The sequence below is a fragment of the Winkia sp. C0117E2 genome (genome assembly GCF_056590455.1).
The window spans coordinates 325,760-340,367 of sequence record NZ_JBWPWD010000001.1 but is presented as its reverse complement, the minus strand read 5'-3'; the positions used below and the strand labels follow the sequence as shown (position 1 = coordinate 340,367).

16 protein-coding genes are annotated in these 14,608 nt (G+C 55.8%); 13 read left to right on the top strand and 3 right to left on the bottom strand.

All coding sequences use genetic code 11. The features are described 5' to 3' along the window. The first annotated feature begins 8 nt into the window (after positions 1 to 8). The 8 genes from pgsA to miaA all read left to right on the top strand — a co-directional run bounded on the left by pgsA (position 9) and on the right by miaA (position 6,124). Positions 9 to 647 (top strand): CDP-diacylglycerol--glycerol-3-phosphate 3-phosphatidyltransferase, encoded by a 639-nt coding sequence (gene pgsA / locus AC1EKG_RS01555; protein WP_004804799.1) that lies wholly within the window; start codon positions 9 to 11, stop codon positions 645 to 647. Positions 648 to 779: 132 nt separating this feature from the next. Continuing rightward, positions 780 to 1,106, top strand: a complete 327-nt coding sequence (locus AC1EKG_RS01550; RefSeq protein WP_048707580.1) for a helix-turn-helix domain-containing protein — start codon at positions 780 to 782, stop codon at positions 1,104 to 1,106. Beyond that, positions 1,107 to 1,328, top strand: coding sequence for a DUF3046 domain-containing protein (locus AC1EKG_RS01545; protein WP_004804803.1), 222 nt, complete (start codon positions 1,107 to 1,109; stop codon positions 1,326 to 1,328). A gap of 203 nt (positions 1,329 to 1,531) precedes the next feature. Continuing rightward, on the top strand, positions 1,532 to 2,626 hold the full coding sequence (recA, locus tag AC1EKG_RS01540) for a recombinase RecA (protein WP_004804812.1): 1,095 nt from the start codon (positions 1,532 to 1,534) through the stop codon (positions 2,624 to 2,626). Further along, a complete protein-coding gene (locus tag AC1EKG_RS01535; protein WP_004804814.1) occupies positions 2,626 to 3,204 on the top strand; it encodes a regulatory protein RecX in 579 nt (192 codons plus the stop codon). Before recA ends, AC1EKG_RS01535 begins: the two co-directional genes overlap by 1 nt. Before the next feature lie 10 nt (positions 3,205 to 3,214). Then, on the top strand, positions 3,215 to 3,703 hold the full coding sequence (locus AC1EKG_RS01530; protein WP_004804816.1) for a CinA family protein: 489 nt from the start codon (positions 3,215 to 3,217) through the stop codon (positions 3,701 to 3,703). 34 nt (positions 3,704 to 3,737) lie between these two features. Next, positions 3,738 to 5,234 carry a tRNA (N6-isopentenyl adenosine(37)-C2)-methylthiotransferase MiaB gene (gene miaB, locus AC1EKG_RS01525; RefSeq protein ID WP_004804818.1) on the top strand — a complete coding sequence of 499 codons (1,497 nt, stop codon included), beginning with the start codon at positions 3,738 to 3,740 and terminating at the stop codon, positions 5,232 to 5,234. After that, entirely contained in the window at positions 5,231 to 6,124 is an 894-nt protein-coding gene (gene miaA / locus AC1EKG_RS01520) for a tRNA (adenosine(37)-N6)-dimethylallyltransferase MiaA (protein ID WP_004804820.1), read from the top strand. Before miaB ends, miaA begins: the two co-directional genes overlap by 4 nt. Here miaA and AC1EKG_RS01515 read toward each other — a convergent pair. Further along, positions 6,114 to 6,707 (bottom strand): class I SAM-dependent methyltransferase, encoded by a 594-nt coding sequence (locus tag AC1EKG_RS01515; RefSeq protein WP_004804821.1) that lies wholly within the window; start codon positions 6,705 to 6,707, stop codon positions 6,114 to 6,116. The two genes, miaA and AC1EKG_RS01515, sit on opposite strands and share 11 nt — an antisense overlap. A 32-nt stretch (positions 6,708 to 6,739) precedes the next feature. On the opposite strand from AC1EKG_RS01515, the gene hflX reads away from it, so the two are divergent. The 3 genes from hflX to AC1EKG_RS01500 all read left to right on the top strand — a co-directional run bounded on the left by hflX (position 6,740) and on the right by AC1EKG_RS01500 (position 11,163). After that, the gene (gene hflX / locus AC1EKG_RS01510; protein ID WP_004804823.1) at positions 6,740 to 8,209 is read left to right on the top strand and encodes a GTPase HflX; all 1,470 of its coding nucleotides are present in this window, start codon (positions 6,740 to 6,742) and stop codon (positions 8,207 to 8,209) included. Further along, positions 8,202 to 10,106, top strand: a complete 1,905-nt coding sequence (locus AC1EKG_RS01505) for an ATP-dependent DNA helicase (protein WP_004804824.1) — start codon at positions 8,202 to 8,204, stop codon at positions 10,104 to 10,106. Before hflX ends, AC1EKG_RS01505 begins: the two co-directional genes overlap by 8 nt. A 67-nt stretch (positions 10,107 to 10,173) precedes the next feature. Further along, a complete protein-coding gene (locus AC1EKG_RS01500; protein WP_004804826.1) occupies positions 10,174 to 11,163 on the top strand; it encodes an L-lactate dehydrogenase in 990 nt (329 codons plus the stop codon). 3 nt (positions 11,164 to 11,166) lie between these two features. Here AC1EKG_RS01500 and lexA read toward each other — a convergent pair whose 3' ends face one another. After that, a complete protein-coding gene (gene lexA, locus AC1EKG_RS01495; protein ID WP_004804829.1) occupies positions 11,167 to 11,829 on the bottom strand; it encodes a transcriptional repressor LexA in 663 nt (220 codons plus the stop codon). A 137-nt stretch (positions 11,830 to 11,966) separates the two neighbouring features. Between lexA and AC1EKG_RS01490 the strand changes: the two genes are divergently transcribed. Together AC1EKG_RS01490 and nrdR are read left to right on the top strand one after the other, a co-directional pair. Continuing rightward, a complete protein-coding gene (locus AC1EKG_RS01490; RefSeq protein WP_176744640.1) occupies positions 11,967 to 12,404 on the top strand; it encodes a LysM peptidoglycan-binding domain-containing protein in 438 nt (145 codons plus the stop codon). Positions 12,405 to 12,428: 24 nt separating this feature from the next. After that, positions 12,429 to 12,884 carry a transcriptional regulator NrdR gene (gene nrdR, locus AC1EKG_RS01485; RefSeq protein WP_004804832.1) on the top strand — a complete coding sequence of 152 codons (456 nt, stop codon included), beginning with the start codon at positions 12,429 to 12,431 and terminating at the stop codon, positions 12,882 to 12,884. On the opposite strand, the gene AC1EKG_RS01480 is transcribed toward nrdR, so the two are convergent. Continuing rightward, the gene (locus AC1EKG_RS01480; RefSeq protein ID WP_004804834.1) at positions 12,881 to 14,575 is read right to left on the bottom strand and encodes an AMP-binding protein; all 1,695 of its coding nucleotides are present in this window, start codon (positions 14,573 to 14,575) and stop codon (positions 12,881 to 12,883) included. The genes nrdR and AC1EKG_RS01480 overlap by 4 nt on opposite strands. Positions 14,576 to 14,608: the final 33 nt, after the last annotated feature.

Here is a 14,608-nt window from a genome sequence, read left to right as displayed (position 1 = left end):
TTAGGAAATTGAGCAAAGAAACGGATGAAGAGACCAGAGCGCTCTCGAATCTGAACGTTGCCAACGTATTGACGATCATCCGCCTAATCTTGGTGCCAGTGTTCATAGGGCTGATGCTGGTGCAGACTTCCTATAAGGCTCGAGCCTGGGCAACGGTAATTTTTTGCGTTGCCGCGGCCACCGATCATCTAGACGGTATGCTCGCTCGCAGGCTGCATATTGTTACCAATTTCGGCAAGATTGCGGATCCCATTGCTGACAAGGCTCTGGTTATTGGCGCCTTCATAATGTTGTCTGTTGTGGGGCAGCTGCCCTTCAAGTACTACTGGTGGTTCCTTGCGATGATTATCGGCAGGGAGGTGGCAGTCACCCTGCTTCGCATGAGTGCCCTTCGCAAGGGGGTCGTCATCCCTGCCAACATGTGGGGCAAGGGCAAAACGGTAACCCAGCTGCTACTAATTTTCCTGATGCTTATCCACGTATTCTTCTCGGGCGCTGCCTACACGGTAATGGACTATCTGATCCAAGCACTCATTGTGATTACATTTGTGATCACTGGGCTGTCCGGTTTTATCTACTTCTTGGATGCTCGTAGCAGTAGCAAAGTAGACGTTCAGAAGGATCCCAGGAACTCCGGCAATAATTAGTTTTATGGCCGCCACTGAGGCCTCGGGCAAGGCTAGTGGCGCATGTCACGCCACAATTTTCAAGTGGCGGGAATGAAATAGAGGAATGGAGTGTTGACAATTAACGTGAAGAAGAAACTGACTAATACGGAAATTAAGCCCACTGTCAACCAAGCTCGTACAGCCTCGGTTAGCCGTGTCTCGGTTCCGTTGCTGCGTCATGAGGTAGGGGATGTGCTTCGCATGATCCGCCAGTCGCAGGGGCGTACTCTGCGTGAGGTGTCGGCGCAGGCGCAGGTTTCCCTGGGGTACCTCTCTGAGGTAGAACGCGGGCAGAAGGAAGCTTCCTCTGAATTGCTAGAGGCTATCTGCCAGGCGCTGGATCTGCCTATGGCTACCCTGCTTCGCGAGGTCGCGGATCGGTTCGCCCTTGCCGAGGGCGTTGGGTTGCCCTCGATGTCCATGTCCTTGCACGTCTAGATGAAGCATTCGCAGTTCTGGAAGAACCTGGAGCAGGTGTACGGATCTGCCTACGGGCAGTCGTTGGCTGCAGATCTGGTGTTGGAACCCTGGTACCAAACTGCGGCTGATGTTTTGGAACAAGGTGTCGAACCGCAGCGAGTGTGGGAGTCGCTTATAGATGCCACTTCGAAGCCTGAAGAGTTCAAGTGGTTGCATATGGCACAGAATAAAAAGAAATAGACTTTGGCGCGCTTCGGCGCGCCAATTTTATTTCGAACACCTGTTCGCAGTAAAGTGTGCACAGGCGAGGTTGACCTTGCAGTTCGTAGCAGCTGTGGATTGTGTCTTCATATGTCGGTGGCCGGACATATTCTCGCTACCAGGGCCCCGGAGAGGGGAATCTGGTTGCAGGCCAGTTCTGTAGGTACTAGGAGGACAAGATTATGGCTACTCAGGCTCAGGATCGCTCTAAGGCGCTCGACGTTGCACTAGCGCAAATTGATAAGGCTTTTGGTAAAGGCTCTGTCATGCGCCTTGGCGATCAGACGCATCGGGCAGTATCGGTGATCCCCACCGGTTCGCTGGCATTAGACATCGCGTTGGGGGTTGGAGGATTGCCGCGCGGCAGGGTTGTGGAAATCTACGGCCCAGAGTCCTCCGGTAAGACTACGGTTGCGTTGCATGCGGTAGCGTCGGCGCAGAAGGCCGGCGGAAATGCCGCGTTCATCGATGCTGAGCATGCCCTTGATCCGGAATACGCCAAGAAGCTCGGAGTCAATACGGACGATCTGCTGGTGGCCCAGCCGGATACGGGGGAGCAGGCCCTCGAGATCGCGGATATGCTGATCCGCTCTGGTGGTATTGACATTATCGTCATTGACTCCGTTGCGGCCTTGGTTCCCAAGGCTGAAATAGAAGGAGAAATGGGCGACTCGCACGTAGGGTTGCAGGCTCGCTTGATGTCGCAGGCGCTACGGAAGATGACCGGCGCACTGTCGGCCTCTGGTACTACGGCAATTTTCATTAACCAGTTACGCGAGAAGATTGGCGTATTCTTCGGTTCGCCAGAAACTACCACGGGTGGCAAGGCGCTCAAGTTCTACTCGTCTGTGCGGCTCGACATTAGGCGCATCGAGACTTTGAAGGATGCCGGCGCTCCGGTTGGTAACAAGACTCGCGTGAAGGTAGTCAAGAATAAGATGGCGCCGCCGTTCAAGCAGGCTGAATTCGACATTCTTTACGGCGAGGGCATCTCTAGAGAAGGCTCCTTGATTGACATGGGTGTCGAGACGGGAATCGTGCGGAAGTCTGGTTCGTGGTTTACCTATGGCTCTGATCAGTTGGGCCAGGGCCGAGAGAACGTCCGTCAGTTCTTGAAAGACAATCCTGAGCTTGCTAACGAGATTGAGCGCAAGATCTTGGTAGCTGTGGGCATAGTTGACGGTGCGGAAGAGGCACCCGAAGCAGCTGCTTCCCAACCTGCAGCGAAGAAGAAGGGGAAGAACACTAAGAAGAACGTCGAGGACGGAGGCTTTTAGTGGTTTCCTACTTCGATCCTGAACAGGGCGAAGCGGAACGTAAACGGCGCGATCCGGTAAAGGCTGCTAAGAGGCGGGCAAAGCGGCGGCAAGAAAATGCCGAACTGGGCTTTGACGACGCTGTGCAGAAGGCCCGTGAGGCCACGCTGCGGATGCTCGATGGAGCAGCTCAGTCTACCGGTCAGGTCAGAAAGAAGCTTTCTCAAAGAGGCTTCGTCACCGAGGTCATAGATCAGGTTATTACCCGTTTTGAAGAGGTGGGACTGCTCGATGACTTGCAATATGCGCAGATGCTGGTTCGCACTAAGAATGCGGAGCGATCGCTGGTGGGGCGTGCCCTGTATGCCGAATTGATGAAGAAGGGAATCTCTCCCGATATTGCTGCACAGGCGATGCAAGAAGTCAGCGAGGTAGACGAGCAGGAATTAGCCAACCAGTTAGCTGTGAAGAAGGTCGGTACACTGAAAGGGCGTCCTCGGGACGTGATTATTCGGCGTACCAACGCTTTTCTGGCTCGTAAGGGGTATGGTCCTGGCCAGTGCAGGCAAGCTATCGTGGCTGCGCTGGAACAGTTTTAGAAAGGAAAATATGACAGAGGCTTCGACTAATCACACATTGGCTGCCCAGCTTATCCAGGGTTGCAAGGATATGGGCTACTCGATCGCAGTTGCGGAATCGCTAACTGGCGGATGGCTGGCATCGTCAATTGTTGATATACCCGGAGCGTCTACTGTTTTCCGTGGGGGAGCCCTCACTTACCAGACTCAAACTAAAGCCTCTGTTCTGGGTGTTTCAGCGGAAGAACTAGAGCAGACGGGCCCGTATACAGATTCGGTCGCAAGGCAGATGGCCGAGGGCGTGTTGAAGCTCTATTCGGCCGATATGGCAATTGCGACCTCTGGCGTTGCCGGTCCTGGCGACGATGGCGGGCACCCAGCCGGAGAGGTGCACATTTGTGTACTTACCCCTACTAAGCAGATTCTCCGCACTGTGAATATCGAGGGAGACCGCGCCACCGTACGCGCGCAAAGTGTGATTCTTGCCCTGGCAGCGGCAAATACTGCTCTAGAAGACTAGTCCTACTAGCTCAGATGCTCTAGAATGACCCGCGATGACTACACCACGCACTTATCACATTAAGACTCTTGGCTGCCAGATGAACGTTCACGATTCCGAACGTATGGCAGGCCTGTTGGATTCCGTCGGCTTGGTTCCTGTGGAACAGGTACCTGATGCTGCTGCAAGGGCTACAGATGCCGGCGATGAGGGTGCGGACGTAGTTGTGATCAATACTTGCTCGGTCCGTGAAAATGCAGCTAATAAGTTGTACGGCAACCTGGGCCAGCTTGCCGGGGTAAAGCGTAAGCGCAAGGGGATGCAGATCGCGGTTGGAGGTTGCCTGGCGCAGCAAGAGCGCGCTCGAATCCTCGAGCGAGCGCCTTGGGTGGACGCTGTTTTTGGCACCCACAATATAGACGTACTTCCGACTCTTCTGGAGCGGTCGCGCCACAATCAGGAGGCGGCTGTAGAGATCGAGGAATCGCTGAAGACGTTCCCGTCCACCTTGCCTACCCACCGCGAGTCCGCCTACGCAGCTTGGGTCTCGATTGCAGTTGGGTGCAACAACACTTGCACGTTCTGCATCGTTCCTCACTTGAGGGGCAAGGAACGCGATCGCCGCCCAGGGGATATCCTTGCCGAGATCGAAGCGGTTGTAGATCAGGGGGCTATCGAAGTTACTCTGCTCGGGCAAAATGTGAACTCCTACGGGGTGGGTTTTGGCCAGCGTGGAGCCTTTGCACAGTTGCTTCGGGCAACTGGAAAGATCGACGGACTGGAGCGAGTACGCTTTACCAGTCCTCACCCGGCAGCGTTTACCCAGGATGTTATCGACGCTATGGCCGAGACCGATGTCGTAATGCCCTCGCTGCACATGCCATTGCAGTCCGGCTCTGACAAGGTGCTGCGCGCTATGCGCCGGTCCTACCGGTCGAAGAAGTTCCTTGGGATTCTAGATTCCGTCCGAGAGGCTATCCCGCATGCGGCGATTACCACTGACATCATCGTGGGTTTCCCGGGTGAAACTGAGGAAGATTTCCAGCAGACTCTGGACATTGTGGAGCAGTCCCGCTTCTCTTCCGCTTTTACTTTCCTCTATTCGATGAGGCCGGGTACTCCCGCGGCCGACCGCGAGGACCAGGTACCCGAAGAGGTCAAGTTAGAGCGCTATCACAGGCTGCTCGAGCTGCAAGAACGCATTTCTACCGAGGAAAATCAGAAGCAGGAAGGCCGCGATCTGAAAATCCTAATAGCCGAGGGCGAAGGGCGGAAGGATGCCGAGACGATGCGTATCTCTGGGCGCGCAGAAGATAACCGCCTCGTGCATGTGTCGGTTCCAACCGGCGCCAAGGTTCCGCGGCCAGGTGATTTTGTGCGCGCACAGGTGACGCACGGTGCCCCGCACCATCTAGTTGCAGATTCTGGCATTCAGGGTGGACTCTACGAAGTGATACCCACCAGGGCCGGAGACGCCTGGCAGGCAAAGAACGCCCAACCAATGCCCGCAGGTACTGTTTCGCTTGGAATACCGCTGGTTCGCCCCAAGTGATCATTGCAGTAGTTGGTGCCACGGCCACGGGGAAGACCTCTCTGGCGGTGGCGCTCGCGCAAGAGTTCGGTGGGGAAGTCATTTCTGCTGATGCCTTTCAGCTGTATCACGGCATGGACATTGGTACCGCGAAGGTGACCGAAGCGGAAGCCGGTGGTATTCCGCACCACCAGATCGATGTGCTGGACCTGTCCCAGAGGGCGTCTGTGGCTGCGTACCAGCAGCACGCACGTGAAGACGCTGAGGCAATCATTGCTAGAGGCAAGGTGCCCGTGGTTTGCGGGGGCTCGGGATTGTACGTGCGGGCGCTCCTGGACGAGCTTATCTTTCCAGGTACGGATCCGAAGATCCGATCGCATTTTCAGGACCAATTGGAAGCGGTAGGTAGCGTTGAGCTGCATAAAACTCTAGCTACCCTAGATCCGCTGGCCGCTTCGAATATTCTGCCTTCTAACGGCAGACGGGTGGTGCGAGCTTTAGAGGTAATACAGCTTACTGGGAGGCCGTTCTCGGCAACTATGCCCACCGGCGAATACCATTACGCGGACACTCTGCAAATAGGGCTTCGTCCCGACGCGGAAGTGCTGTCCTCTCGGATCGAAAAACGCTGTGCGCAGATGGTAGAGCAGGGCCTTGTTGAAGAGGTCCAGGCGCTACTGCAGAAGGGACTACGCGAGGCGCCCACAGCGCGGGCGGCAACGGGCTACCCGCAGATGATCGATTATCTAGATGGGAAGATCGATCTGGCTACTGCCACGGAGCAAAATGCTTTGGCGACGCGAAAACTAGCAAAGAAACAGTGGAAATGGTTCAAGCGGGACGATCGCATTAGCTGGTTCGCGACACCGGATGAGGCACTGTCCTTCGCCACCCGAGCACTTACTCGGTAGGCCTGACTCGCAGAATTCTGAATCCTTTCTTCGAGGAGACCTTGGCAACCTCAAAGCCTTGCTCGCCCAACCACTTTGCCAACGAATCTGCTCCCAGGTTACGAGCTACTACCAGGTATGCTTCCCCGTCGGGTGCCAGCAGGGCAAGCCATGTTTGAAGCAACCTGTGCAGGGCTTCCTTCCCAATGCGAATTGGAGGATTGGACCAGATAGTACGCAGCGGACGTCCTCGCTTGGAAAGTTCCGCAAACGCCTTGTCAGCATGTGCAACCGTGGCCCCTGGAGCATTGCGACGGGTTAGATCTAGAGCACGCTCGGTGACATCGACGGCCCACACCTCGCCATCGAGTTCGTCAGTTAGTGCCAGGGCAATAGGGCCCCATCCGCAACCTAGATCCAGGGCAGGAGCGGTGGGGGCAGGAACGGCATCCAGAAGGATCTTAGTAGCCTTATCCAGGGTGTGCGCAGAAAAAACTTTCGCAGCTACGTGCACGTCGTGGGGGCGACCGCGAAGAGAAACGTGTAGTGATTCCAGCTCGGCTTCAGCTGCAGGGGCTGCTTCGGTAAAATAGTGTTCAGTCATCGCCTCTAGATTACAGGGGCACGAAAGGTTGTATGAAGCAGGATAATAAAGATCGCGCTGAAGACGTCGTGGCGCGAATTTTGGCCCGGACCGGTACGGCCCTGGAATCCACTGAGGGTATGGATACGTCCGCCGACGCTGGCGCGATGGAGCGCGAAGAGCGACGGGCCCTTCGTCGGGTCAGTGGCCTGAACCATTCCGAGGACGCTATTGAATCGGTCGAATATCAGCGATTGGCTCTGGAACGGGTCGTGTTGGTGGGGATCTACACTGCTGACGCTGCTAAAGCTGAGGATTCGTTGCGTGAACTTGCTGCTCTTGCTCAAACTGCCGGCTCTCTTGTCTTGGACGGTGTTTTGCAGCGCCGCGAAAAGCCGGATCCGGGTACATACCTGGGCTCGGGAAAGGCGCGTGAACTGCGGGATCTGGTGCACTCTGTGGATGCTGATACGGTGATTGTCGATGGCGAATTACCTCCGTCTCAGCGGCGCGGCCTCGAGGACGTGGTGAAGGTAAAGGTGGTTGATCGTACCGCATTGATCCTGGATATTTTTGCCCAGCACGCCAAATCCCGCGAGGGAAAAGCGCAGGTGGAACTTGCTCAGCTTGAATACATGCTTCCTAGACTGCGCGGGTGGGGTAAATCTCTTTCCAGGCAGGCCGGTGGTCGGGCTGCAGCCGGTGAAGGCATCGGTTCGCGTGGTCCCGGTGAAACCAAGATTGAAATGGACAGGCGGCGGATTAGGCACCGCATGGCTCGTCTGCGCAAGCAAATAGCGGGAATGAAGGCAGCGCGGGACACTAAGAGGTCGGGCCGCACCCGTACTAATACGCCTGCCGCGGTGGTGGTCGGGTATACCAACGCGGGCAAATCCTCTTTACTTAACGCATTGGTGGGGAGCCAGATTATGGTTGCTGACGAATTGTTTGCGACGCTGGATCCTACCGTTCGTAAAGCTGAGACCCCTGAGGGGAGGAGCTATACCCTCACCGACACAGTGGGGTTCGTATCAAACTTGCCGCACCAGCTGGTGGAGGCTTTTAGGTCGACGCTGGAGGAGGTTGCCCAGGCGGATCTGCTGTTGCACGTTGTAGATGCTGCTCACCCGGATCCGGAGGCGCAGATCAGAGCCGTTCGAAAGGTGCTCGCCGATATAGAGGGCGCCATGGATATTCCCCAGCTGATGGTGCTGAATAAGGCAGACTTGGCTTCAAAAGAACGCATAGCGGTGCTGCGGTCTAAACATAAGAATTCGGTTGTTGTGTCTGCTCGCACTGGGCAGGGAATAGCCGAACTGAAATTAGCCATTGAAAGGATGTTGCCGCATCCTGACGTGCCGATTGATCTAGTCATTCCCTTCTCCAGAGGAGACTTGGTGGGCCGGGCACATGAAGAGGCCCAAATAGACCAGATCGACTACACCGCGTCTGGAACTCGCTTGCGCGGGATGGCCAGGGCTGACCTTGCCGGTCTTCTGCAGGACGCAGCAGTAGATGAATAAAGGCGAGAAAGTCCTAGCAGAGGCGGTGGCCGTCCTCGGCGGGGTTCCCCGGGACGGACAGACGCAGATGGCAAACGCTATCTGGGACCTGTCTCGTGACCAAGTTCTACTAGTACAGGCTGGTACTGGCACGGGCAAATCTTTGGGATACTTGGCTCCGTTACTCACGGAAGCGGTCGAAGAGTCCCGCCGAGTCGTGATTTCTACAGCAACTTTGATCTTGCAAAGGCAGTTGGTTGGCGGAGACATCCCGGCAGTACAAAAGGCAGTGAAGAAAGTCCTTGGGAAAGCGCCGCGGATCGCGCTGCTGAAGGGGTGGACCAATTACGTCTGCAAGCTCAAAACCATGGCGCCAGAGGACCAGGCTGGCCTTTTTGACGAACTTGAAGTAACTGCCACCGGAGCCGAAGTACTCCGGGTACGCGAGTGGGCAGAAGAGACCTCCACTGGCGACCGCGACGACATGAGCCCGGGGGTAACTGACAAGATTTGGCGGGGAGTCTCAGTAACGAAGAACGAATGTGTGGGCGAATCGTGTCCTTTTGCCACCGAATGTTTTCCAAGGAATGCCCGAAAGGCGGCCGCCGAGGCCGACGTTGTAGTCACCAATCATTCCATCCTGGGAGTGCAGGCTATGACGGAGGCCGAGCTGTTAGGAGAGTTCGACGTCCTGGTAGTCGATGAGGCCCACGAATTGGATGGGCGGATTCGATCTCAAGGAACAGTCGAGATCTCCGATGCGAGCCTTTTGCGACTAGCTCGCCTCGCTAGACGGGCCACCGGCGTACCGGCTGCAAAGATTGAAGAGGCGGCATCGGCATTGGCGCAAGGGCTGAAGGAATCTGTCTCCGGTCGGATAAAGGCGCTTCCCTCTGGGCTGCACGGGGCATTGGTGAGTGCAGGATCAGCCATGCGAGACGCCCTCGAAACAATTGGTGACGGGAAAGAGAACACCGACAACAAGAAACGTGTTGCCAGGGCGGAACTGATCTCGGCAATCGATTCGATCGATGCGATTCTGATTGACGATCCGGCAGTTCGAGTCAATTGGATAACCGAAGATGCGGAGGAGCGTAGGCGCCTGTGCTCTGCCCCCTTAGATGTGGCTCGCCCGATTGCCTCCCGGCTGTATGGCAATCACAAGGTCGTTGCCACTTCGGCCACTCTGTGTCTGGGAAATAGTTTTGATGCCATGGCGAATAGACTCGGCGCGCAGCTGGCGGAAACTTGGAAAGGGCTGGATGTAGGTTCTCCATTCGACTACCCCCACCAGGCGATTATGTACATCCCTCAGCTACCTCAGCCCGGAAGGGACGGACCTAGTCCGCAGCTGCTAGCCGAGATCGGTGAATTGGTTAAGGCAAGTGGTGGGGGAGCACTGTGCCTTTTCACCTCTCGCAGGGCCGCGCAGCTTGGCGGCGAATACTTGCGTGAACACACCGATCTTCCCGTGTTCGTGCAGGGGGAAGATTACCTGCCGTCGCTGATAAAGGCTTTCCGTGAGGACGGCAATGCAGTCCTGGCCGGGACTATCTCGCTTTGGCAGGGAGTAGATATCCCGGGGCCAGCGTGCAGATTGGTTACCATCGACCGAATTCCTTTCCCGCGGCCTGATGATCCCATTACCTCTGCGTTGTCCGATGCCGCGAATGCGGCGGGTAGGTCTGGATTCACGGGAGTATCGCTTGTGCATGCCGCGCTGCTTTTAGCTCAGGGAGCGGGACGATTGGTCCGGACAAGTTATGACAAGGGTATGGTCGCTTTATTAGATCCGCGTCTGTACTCGAAGGGATATGGCAGGTTTTTGTTGTCATCACTGCCAAAAATGTGGCCTACTCGTTCGCAAGAAGTGGCGGTAGGGGCGTTGGCGAGGTTGAAAGACAACGTAGGCCTTTAGCTCTTAACCTTCGGTAGTTGGCCAGATAAAATGTTGGTACATACTTTGCCTTACACGGAGGAAATAGATGTCTGAACGTGCCACAACCCTGTACCCATCGGGATCAGAGGGGCATCCTTCAAAAGTTGCCATCATTGGGGCAGGAGCTGTAGGAACTGCGCTTGCTTATGCGTCTGTTATCCGCGGGGACGCCCGAGAAGTCGTTCTTTATGACATTAATGAAAAGAAGGTCAAGGCCGAGGCCTTGGACATTGCCCACGGTATTCAGTTCACCCCGGTCGGCTCGGTGATCGGGTCTTCGGACATCGAGGTCGTGCGCGGCGCGGACGTAGTGGTGGTTACTGCAGGCGCGAAGCAGAAACCGGGCCAGTCGCGGCTTGATCTAGCCGCAGCTACGGTGGGCCTGATGGAAAAGCTGATCCCCCAGCTTTTGGAGGTAGCTCCTAACGCGGTGTACATGCTGGTCACCAATCCGGTGGACGTAGTCACCTACGCCTCGCTCAAGATTTCGGGTCTGCCTCGAAACCAAATGTTCGGTTCCGGTACGGTGCTCGATACTTCTCGTCTTCGCTACCTGGTATCTCAAGAGACGGGAGTGGCTGTACAGAATATTCACGCATACATTGCTGGCGAGCACGGCGATAGCGAGATCCCGCTGTGGTCTTCCGCAGAAATCGGAAACGTGCCTTTGCGGCACTGGGGGAAGACTCTGAATGACCGTCTCTTTGATTCCGATCTGCGTGCCGAGATAGCGCAACAGGTAGTGGACTCCGCCTACACCATCATTGAAGGTAAGGGTGCCACCAACTATGCGATCGGCCTCGCTGCAACGAACATTGTTAGCGCAGTGCTGCGTGATGAGCATCGGGTGCTGACCATCTCGACCCTATTGGAAGATTGGCACGGCATTTCTGGCGTCTGCATGGCGGCCCCTGCGATTACTTCTCGTAAGGGTGCAGGTAGAGTACTGGTGCCGCCGCTCACTTTGCACGAACGCGATGGCCTGACTGAATCGGCACAGCGTCTGCGTGAGGTAGCTAGGTCGCTAGGCTACTAACAACTAGAGGGAACGCATTACCGTAACTACGCGCCCCATAATCGTGGCTTCATCGCCCGGTATGGGCGCGTAGTTTTCGTTTCTGGGCAGCAGCCACTGGTGACCATCTTTCCTCGAGAGGACCTTAACGGTTGCTTCCCCATCTACTAGAGCGGCGACGATCTGCCCTTCTTCTGCGTCCGGCTGGACCCGCACTACAACGAAGTCGCCGTCGCAGATGGCCGCATCAACCATGGATTCGCCTTGTACCTGCAGCATGAATAATTCGCCTCTGCCTGTTAGCTCCTGTGGCAGGGTGTAGACATCCTCGACATGTTGTTCGGCGGTGATAGGCGCGCCTGCCGCAATTTTTCCGACTAGGGGAACGCTAGTTGCTGTGCCGCCCTCGGAGCTTGCCACCGGTACCGGGACCAGCCCGGTTTTTTTTTCAGGCTTAGCTCTGCCGACTACCTCGATGGCGCGAGGGCGAGACGAGCGGCGGGTGATGAAGCCCGCTTCTTCAAGTAGATCCAGCTGATGCTTGATTGAGGAGGGAGAGCGGAGTCCTACTTCTTTTCCCAGTTCACGCAAGGACGGCGGATAGCCAGTTGCCTCGATTGCCTGGCTGAGAGCCTGGAGCACCTGTTGGGTCCTTTTGGGAAGCAGGTTCGGATCCGGCGAGGTCATTGAAAATCCCCCTTGTCACCATTTGTCAGTGGTGGATGTTTTTCTGTGCGTATAAAGAGCTTACGGGGCTGAAAGACGCAAAGCAAACATTTGTTCGAAGAGTCTTGAAATGTCTCCAGGTAAGCTGTATCGTACAAGTGTTCGACGAACAGATGTTCGAAAGGAAGCTGATGTCCGCTCTGCCTATCACCCCAGAAATTCGGCCGGTACGCCATCTGCAGGTCGTTGACGCTGCCTACTTGCGAAGGCTGCAGGGGAGCAAGAGTTCGGTATTAAAACAGCAAAAAGTTGACTCCGCTACTACCGTTAGTGCTCTGCAGCGGCTGGGAATGTTAGTTTCCCTGGCAGTAGCGGTTTTCTTGGGTTCGGCCTTGGGGCTTTCGCTGCCGGGGGCCACCTACGATGGGCCGACTGTCTCCTACACGGTCTCCAGTGGGGACACTTTGTGGTCTATTGCTAAATATGTCGCTGCGGATGTGTCGGTTGCTGATACTGTAGAACACATAAAAGAACTAAATGGTTTGCAGTCCTCACAGCTCCACCCTGGCCAGCAGCTCTCTGTGCCATCGCGGTGAGGCTGCCCAGCTCTGGAGGCCCTTTTGCACTGTCCCTTTTGTCAGCATCCCGATTCGCGAGTAGTAGATTCTCGAACCACTGACGACGGTATGGCTATTAGGCGTAGGAGGCAGTGCCCTCATTGCAATCGTCGTTTTACTACTCAGGAAACTGCTGGGCTAACCGTGCTGAAGCGTTCCGGGGTCATAGAGCCTTTCTCCAGAGGGAAGGTTATTTCAGGAGTTCGGAAGGCCTGTCAAGGCCGGCCAGTTAGCCAGGATGATCTGGCCCTACTAGCGCAGAAGGTCGAAGAGGACCTGCGTGGGTCGGGGAGGGCGCAAATCACTACCCAGGATGTGGGCCGCGCAATTTTGCAACCTCTGCGCGACCTGGATGTTGTTGCTTATTTGCGGTTCGCCTCGGTGTATCTCGACTACGACTCCTTGAACGATTTCGAGGAGGCCATTAAGCAGCTGCGGGCTGAACAGCAGAAGCGCTAGCGCTGCCGCTGCAGAAGCTCATCCCGTACTCGCCGGCGCACCACCTTTCCTAAATCCGAGGTGGCTAGTTTGTCTACCAGAAACATCTGCCGGGGAAGTGCGTATCTTGGCAAATCTTCTACGATTTGCTCGCGAATCTTGGCAAGGGTAGGGGTGCGTCCTTGAGCTGGGACGATGGCTGCAGTGACTACCTCTCCGCGATCTTCGTCGGGCATGCCAACAACGGCAACATCTTCTACTTCGTCTAGCTTGCGGATGGCGTTTTCTACCGCAGATGGATAGACGTTAAATCCACCGCAAAGGATTAGCTCTTTCCGCCGGTCAGCTAGTGCAAGGTAGCCGTCGTCGTTTATGGCTATGTCGCCGGTGCGCAGCCAGCCTTCCGTAGTGTAAAGGTTTTTGGATTCTTCAGGGTTATTCCAATATCCTGCGCTGCATCCGGGCCCTTTAACTATGAGCTCACCAGGCTCGCCGGCCTCGTCGTCCACGTCTTTGGTGGGATCCTCCAAGCTGACTAGGCGAACCTGGATCGAAGGGAACGGTAAGCCAAGGGTGCCGACTCTGGTGGAGCTGAGGGGCGATCCGGTCACGATGGGCGACGTCTCCGTCATACCGTAACCTTCGATAACTGGAGCGTTAGTGGCGCTTGCCCAGGCCTGTGCGTCTTTCTTCTTCAAGGGCATGGCACCAGAGATTGTGTAGTTGATGCTGTCTAAGGCAATGCCTGCCTTTTGTGCCGCTTTCAATAGGCGAGAGAACATCGGGGGAACGCCAATCATGAAAGTGCAGGGGCGGCGCTTCATGGCGTCTAGGCAGAGCGACTCGTCAAATTTGGGAAATACCACTTGGGTGGCACCAACCAGAAAGCCCGAGAGCATTACCAATGTCATTCCGAATGCGTGGAAAAACGGTAGTACGGCATAAATGGTTTCGTGAGGTGAAAGGAGGGGCGTAACCCACTGTGCAGCTGCCCGAGAGTTGGACACTAGGTTCGTGTTCGAGAGCATGACCGACTTTGGTGACCCTGTTGTTCCGCCTGTATGCAGCATTGCGACGGTGTCGTCCGGGTCAATTGCAGCCGGGGTGCTGAGTGGTGTTGCCTTCTTTGCTAGCTTGTCAAAGGAGGGGATAGAGGCTGGTACTTTTTCGCAAAGCTGTGCGCGCATCTTGCGTGCTTTGGGGATCGGAAGTTTCAGTGCGAGCCGAAGTTTTGCAGGCAGTGCTGCTACCAGATCTACGGACAGTACGGGCACGGACAGGCTGGCAACCTTGGAGACGGTTTTTTGCCAGGCTAGTACCAATTTAGAATCGACACGTTCGATTTCGGTGTGGAGCTCTGACGCTGGGGCTAGCGGATTATGTGCTACCGCAATTGCCCCCAATGCTAATGCGCCAAAAAAGCCGCAAATGAACTGCGGGCAGTTGGGTAATATTAAACTGACCCGATCACCGGCTGTGACACCCATGTTTGCCATTGCGCTAGCGGCTTTTCGCGACTGTTCTTCCAGCTCGGAATAAGTCAAGGTGGCGCCCATGAAATCTGTTGCTACCCGATCTGGCCACTTGGCTGCCGATTCTTGCAGTAAAGAGACTAAAGTTGCTGGGCTCTGGTCTACTTCATGACCTACTTCCGGGTCGTAGTTTTCGCGCAAGCGCCTGGTTAGGTCTGAAACTGGGTCTTCGCTATCCACGGGGTAAGCCTATCTACTTTTCCTATTTGTCTC